A 5,930-nucleotide genomic window follows, 5' to 3' on the forward strand; every position below is an offset into this window, starting at 1 on the left:
ACGTTTGGCGGGCAGGGGGTGCCGGCGGCTCCGGTGCAGCTGGGCGGGTGTGTGCATGCTGCGTGGTCGGGGGCGAACAAGTATGTCCGGGACTGCGCGGATGATGCCAATGACAAGACCGTGGATGTGCCGAAGGCCAGCGCGTCGCCAAGTTACGTGTTCCGGGTGAACCGGGACCTGGTGGTCCTGAATGATGTGAATTCCGGGAACGTGTGGTTGGTGAACCAGAACATGCAGCTGGTCAACAACTGGGACGACGTCATCCCGCCGCAGCAGACCTCCGACGACGCGGACAAGGACTCCGCCGACGAAGTCCAGCAGACCGTGCTCCCGGACCGCACCAAACCCAACAGCCCGCCCGCCGCCAAACCCGACACCTTCGGCGTGCGCGCCGGCAAGACCACCATCCTGCCCGTGCTGGACAACGACACCGATCCCGACGGCGACATCCTCACCGTCCGCAGCCCGGACCCGCTCACCTCAGGGCTCCTCGCGTCGATCTACGGCGCCACCGGCTTCCAAGTCAGCGTCGGCGCCGACAAGACCGGCTCGGAAACGTTCAAATACACGGCTGACGACGGCCGCGGACTCTCCGCCAGCGCCGACGTCACCCTCAACATCGTCCCGCCGGGGGAGAACGCGGCCCCGCGGCAGAAGCCCAACCGCAACACCACCCTCGTGGTCCAGTCCGGCAAGATCGTCAGCCAGAACATCCTCACCGACTGGATCGACCCCGACGGCGATGACCTGTTCGTCGTCGGCGCCGCCGGCAGCGACCCCCGCGACCAGGTCAAAGTCCGGCCCGACGGCCTGCTCAGTTTCCAGGACGCAGGCTCGGAACCGGGCCGCAAGACCGTCACCGTCACGGTCTCGGACGGCCGCTCCACCACCGAAGGCAAAGTCGCTGTTGACGTCCGCGCCCCCGACGCCCTGCCCCCGATCGCCAACGCGGACCACCTCGTCGCAGTCGCCGGGGTGGACACGGTGATCGCGCCCCTCAAGAACGATTCCGACCCCCAGGGCGGCGCCCTCCGCCTCGCCCAGGTCACGCCGGACGGCAACTCCACCGCCACGATGGGCGCGGACCAGCAGACCTTCACGTTCAACTCCACCGCCCAGGGCGCCCACTACGTGTCCTACCTCGTCACCAACGGGCCGGCCAGCGCCCAGCAGCTGGTGCGCGTCGACGTCGTCCCGGGCGACGGCGACGGCGCCCCGGTGGCGGTCCGCGACACCGCCCTGCTGCCCAGCGGCGGCAGCGTCCTGGTGGACGTCCTGGGGAACGACTCCGATCCCTCCGGCGGAGTGCTGGTGGTGCAGTCCGTGACCGCGGCGGACGGACTGCCGGTCAGCGCGGCCGTGCTGGACCACTCCGTCGTCCGGATCACCGACATCCGGGCGCAGGGCCAGCTCAGCGTCAAATACACCATCTCCAACGGCAAATCCTCCGCGAGCGGGGAGATCGCCGTCCTGGTGGTCCCCGCACCCTCCAAACTGCAGGCGCCACAGGCAAAACCGGACGAAGCAACAGTGCGCGCCGGGGACGTCGTCACCATCCCGGTGCTCGACAACGACACCGACCCCAACGGCGGCAAGCTCACCCTGGAACCGGTGCTCGCCCAGCAGCCGGACGCCGCCGACGGCCGGATCTTCACCTCCGGCGGGGCGCTGCGCTTCATCGCCGGCGAGGTGCCGAAGACCGTCTACGCGATCTACAAGGTCACGAACGCCTCGGGGCAATCGGATTCCCAGCAGGTCACCATCCGCATCCGGGCACGCGACGACGAACGCAACACCCGCCCCGAACCCAAGAACCTCACCGCCCGTGTGGTGGCCGGCATGACAGTGCGCATTCCCGTGCCGCTCGACGGCGTGGACGCCGACGGCGACTCCGTGCAGCTGACCGGCGTGGACAAGGCCCCCGCCATGGGCACGGCGGTGGTCAAGGACGGCTACCTCGAATTCACCGCCGCCGGCAACGGCGCCGGAACTGACACCTTCAGCTACCGCGTCCGCGACCGGATCGGCGCCGAAAACACCGGCACCGTGATCGTCGGCATCGCCCCGCAGGAAGCCAACAACCAGAAACCCATCGCCATCGACGACGCGGTGGACGTCCGGCCCGGCCGCAAGATCGCCGTCGAGGCCCTTTCGAACGACTCGGACCCGGACGGCGACCCCATCAGCCTGGTCGGCAACGGCTTCGAGGCCCGCCCCGAGCTCAGGGTCGAAGCGGCCGACGGCGGCAAGGTGCTCCTCACCGCCCCCGCGACCGCCGGCAACGAGAGCGTTAGCTACAAGATCCAGGACGACAAAAAGGCCCAGGGCAGCGCCGTGATCCGCGTCCGGATCAGCCCGGACGCCGCGCTCAAGCTCCCGGTCGCCAAGGACGACGTGGTCACCCCCGCCGAGACGCTGGGCAAGTCCGCCGTCGACGTTCCGGTCCTGAAGAACGACTCCGACCCGGACGGCGTCGCCGCCGACCTCAAGATCAGCCTGCCCGACGGCAACCCGAACGCCCGGGCGGGCGACGGCAGTGTCCGGGTGGCCCTCGCCCCCAAGGACCAGCTGGTCCCGTACACCGTGACCGACGTCGACGGCCAGAGCGCGACGGCGGTCATCTGGGTCCCCGGCCAGGGCGAGCAGCACCCCACCCTGGCCAGGACCGACGTCGCCGAAGTGATGGCCGGCAAGCAGCTCAACCTTGACCTGAACGAATACGTCCGGGTCAGGGAGGGGCGTACCCCGCGGATCACCCAGGTGGACAGCGTCCGCGTGCAGGGCGCCGACCCGCAGAACGTCGTCGCCGGAAACGGCAGCGCCCTGCGCTACGCCGCGCTGCAGGACTACGTGGGCCCCGGCTCCGTGACCTTCGAAGTGACCGACGGCACCGGCCCCGACGATCCGCAGGGCCTCAAATCCACCCTCAGCATCATCACCAAGGTCATTCCCGATCCGAACGCCAACCACCCGCCGAGCTTCAGCGGAGCCACGCTTGAGGTGCCCAAGGCCGAGTCCGCCAGCCTGGACCTCGGCAACCTGGCCAAGGACGTGGACTCCGGCGACCAGGAGAAGCTGAAATTCGAACTCGACGGCACCCTGCCCGAGGGTTTCAAGGCAGCCCTGGACGGCGCGACCCTGAAGGTCACCGCGGACTCCGCCAAGGCCGCCGGCTGGAAGGGCAGCATCCCGCTGAAAGTCTCCGACGGCCGTTCCGAGCCGGTCAAGGCCAGCGTCACCGCCACGGTCGTGGCCTCCAACCGCCCGCTTCCGGTCGCGAACGAGGACGTGATCGAGAAGGCCAACGCCGGCAAGACCGAGACCATCAACGTGCTCGCCAACGACTTCAACCCCTTCAGCGACACCCCGCTGAGGATTGTCACCGCCACGGTGGAAACCGGCTCCGCCGCCGGACAGCCCGCCGTCGCCGGCGACTCGATCACCGTCACCCCGGCCGCCGGCTTCAAGGGCGTGATGGTGCTGCGCTACACCGTGATGGACAAGACCGACGACATCTCCCGGCAGACCGACGGCCGTGTCAGGATCACGGTCCGGGACAAGCCGGACGCCCCCTCCGCGCCGTCCGCCACGGACGTGCGCAGCCGGACCGCGGTGCTCAAGTGGACTCCGCCCTCGGACAACGGCGCCACCATCAGCAAATACACGGTGCGCTCCAGCGGCTTCAGCCAGGACTGCGCCACCACCACGTGCACACTCAGTGGACTGACCAACGACGTCAAGTACGTGTTCACCGTCACCGCCACCAATGAGGTGGGGGAGTCCGTGCCGTCTCCGGCCTCCAACGAAATCCGGCCGGATGAGAAGCCCTCGCCGCCGGAGTCTCCCACGGTCAAGGCCGGGGACAAGAACATGGTGATCACGTGGCCCGCGGCCAAGACCGAGGGCTCGGCGGTGAAGAACTATAACCTGGAGATCTCCCCGCCGCCGGCGACCGGCATCGCGGTGAAAAACGGTGTGGTTGGCCTGAGCTACACCTGGCCCGGACTGACCAACGGCGTGCGCTACAAGGTCCGAGCCCAGGCTGTCAACGAGCTCGGCCCGTCCGAGTGGGGCCTCTACTCGGCCGAGGACAACCCGGCCGGCGTCCCGGCCGCCCCGGCAGCGCCGACGACGTCGGTGGCGTCCGCCGTGGGAAGCTCCAACCAGCTGAAGGTGAACTGGAGCGAGCCGAACACCAACGGCGACGCCATCAAGAATTACTACGTCACCATGAGCGGCGGCGGCGGCACCACCCAGACCCAGATGATCGCCGGGACGGTGCGGACCGCCAACTTCACCGCGAACAACTCCGAAACTGGCTACAGCTTCACGGTCCAGGCCGAGAACAAGGCGGGCAAGGGCGCGGTCAGCGCGGCCTCGGCTCCCCGCCGCGCCACCGGCAAGCTCGGCCAGGTCTCCGGCGTCAGCGCCACGCCGGCCGATACCGGCGGGGCCGGCAGGGCCGTGGTCATCAACTTCCGGGAACTGGACGCAGCCGGGCGGAACGGCTCCCAGCCCGGGGAGGTCAGCTACACCTACTACGCGAGCCCCAGCGGCAAGACCGGCGCTATCAGCCCCGGCCAGAAGGTGGGCGGATTCACCAACGGCCAGGCCGCCACGATTACCGTGACGGCCAACTCGAGCGTCGCACCGAGCTCCGACGCCAGCACCGGTGCCACGGCCACGCCCTACGGCTCGCCCGGAACGCCCGCGGCGTCGGGCCAGGACGGCGCCGAAAACCAGCGGAATCTCAGCTTCAGCTGGAGCTCGCCGTCGACGTCGAACAACGACGTCGCCTACACCCAGATCAGCATCGACAACGGCGGCTGGGAGCGCGTCCCGGCGTCGGGAAGCCGGACCGTCAACACCGGCGGCTTCAGCGAACCGCACCAGATCCGGGTCCAGACCGTCAACTCCCTTGGCACCGGCGGGCCGATCGCCTCGGCCTCCGCCCGGTCCGGGACCGAGAAGACCCGGTGGACCACCCGGCTCAACAGCGGGATGGGCCGCAGCTGCACCGACCTGCCCGGTGCGACGTCCTACGACAACAGCCAGCCGGGTAACTTCACCTGCGACGGCAAGGGCGGCACCGACCGGCCATGGATGGGCCCGTCGGACGTCTTCGACGTCATGTGCTGGAAGCCGCACGGTACGTACTACAGCGGCGACGGCCAGTGGTACTACATCATGCGCGGTTCGCCGAACCAGACGCGCTGGATCAATTCCACCCACACGTCGATTGGCGCGCCCGGGCAGAGCGGCGTCCCGTTGTGCACCTTCCCGGTAGGAGCGACACCATAGCCGCCCCGGCCGCCGGGGCGCCGGCCGGTGGGCAGTCCTGCCCATCGCGCCCTTCCGGACAGTTCGGTAGGCTGTCGCGGGAACTGAGGGCCCTGTCTCGGGTCCGCCACGAGAATCACGACGCCATCCTGAAGGACATCTGAAGCTGTGACACGTCTGCCTGCCGCGCTGGGGTTCAAGAAGCCAGGTCCACAGAAGCGCCCACCGAGCCCCGGCTCCACCAAACGGCGCAACAAGCTCATTGCCGGTACCGCCGTCGCCTCCGCGGCCGCGGTGCTGGTGACCGCTGCCATCATCTATCCGGGGTTTAAGACCACTGAGGTGGAGTTGAATGACGGCGGGGTGTGGGTGGTCTCGAAGTCGAAGAACGCCGTGGGCCGGTTGAATTATCCGTCGCGTGTTTTGGATGGTGCGGTGACGCCGGCGTCGACGACGTTTGATGTGTTGCAGGATGCCGGGACGGTGTTGGTCGATGATGCCGCGGGGTCGACGTTGAATCAGGTGTCGGCGGCGCAGATGCGGTTGGGCGGGGATAAGAAGTTGCCGGGGTCGGCTGAGGTGAGTTTCGGGTCGAAGGTCATTTCGGTGACGGATGCGGCGAAGGGCTCGGTGTGGGCGTTGTCGCCGTC

At 68.7% G+C, this 5,930-nt stretch carries 2 protein-coding genes; both read left to right on the forward strand.

From position 1 onward, the window contains the following. Positions 1-5,301 (forward strand): Ig-like domain-containing protein (locus AC1DC5_RS18930; RefSeq protein ID WP_476866185.1); only part of this gene is annotated, 5,301 nt, incomplete at its 5' end. Positions 5,302-5,541: 240 nt separating this feature from the next. Further along, positions 5,542-5,930, forward strand: a 389-nt coding sequence (locus tag AC1DC5_RS18935) for a hypothetical protein (protein ID WP_476866186.1), incomplete at its 3' end; no start/stop codon positions are given.

This window comes from Arthrobacter sp. 10L424 (genome assembly GCF_056395325.1).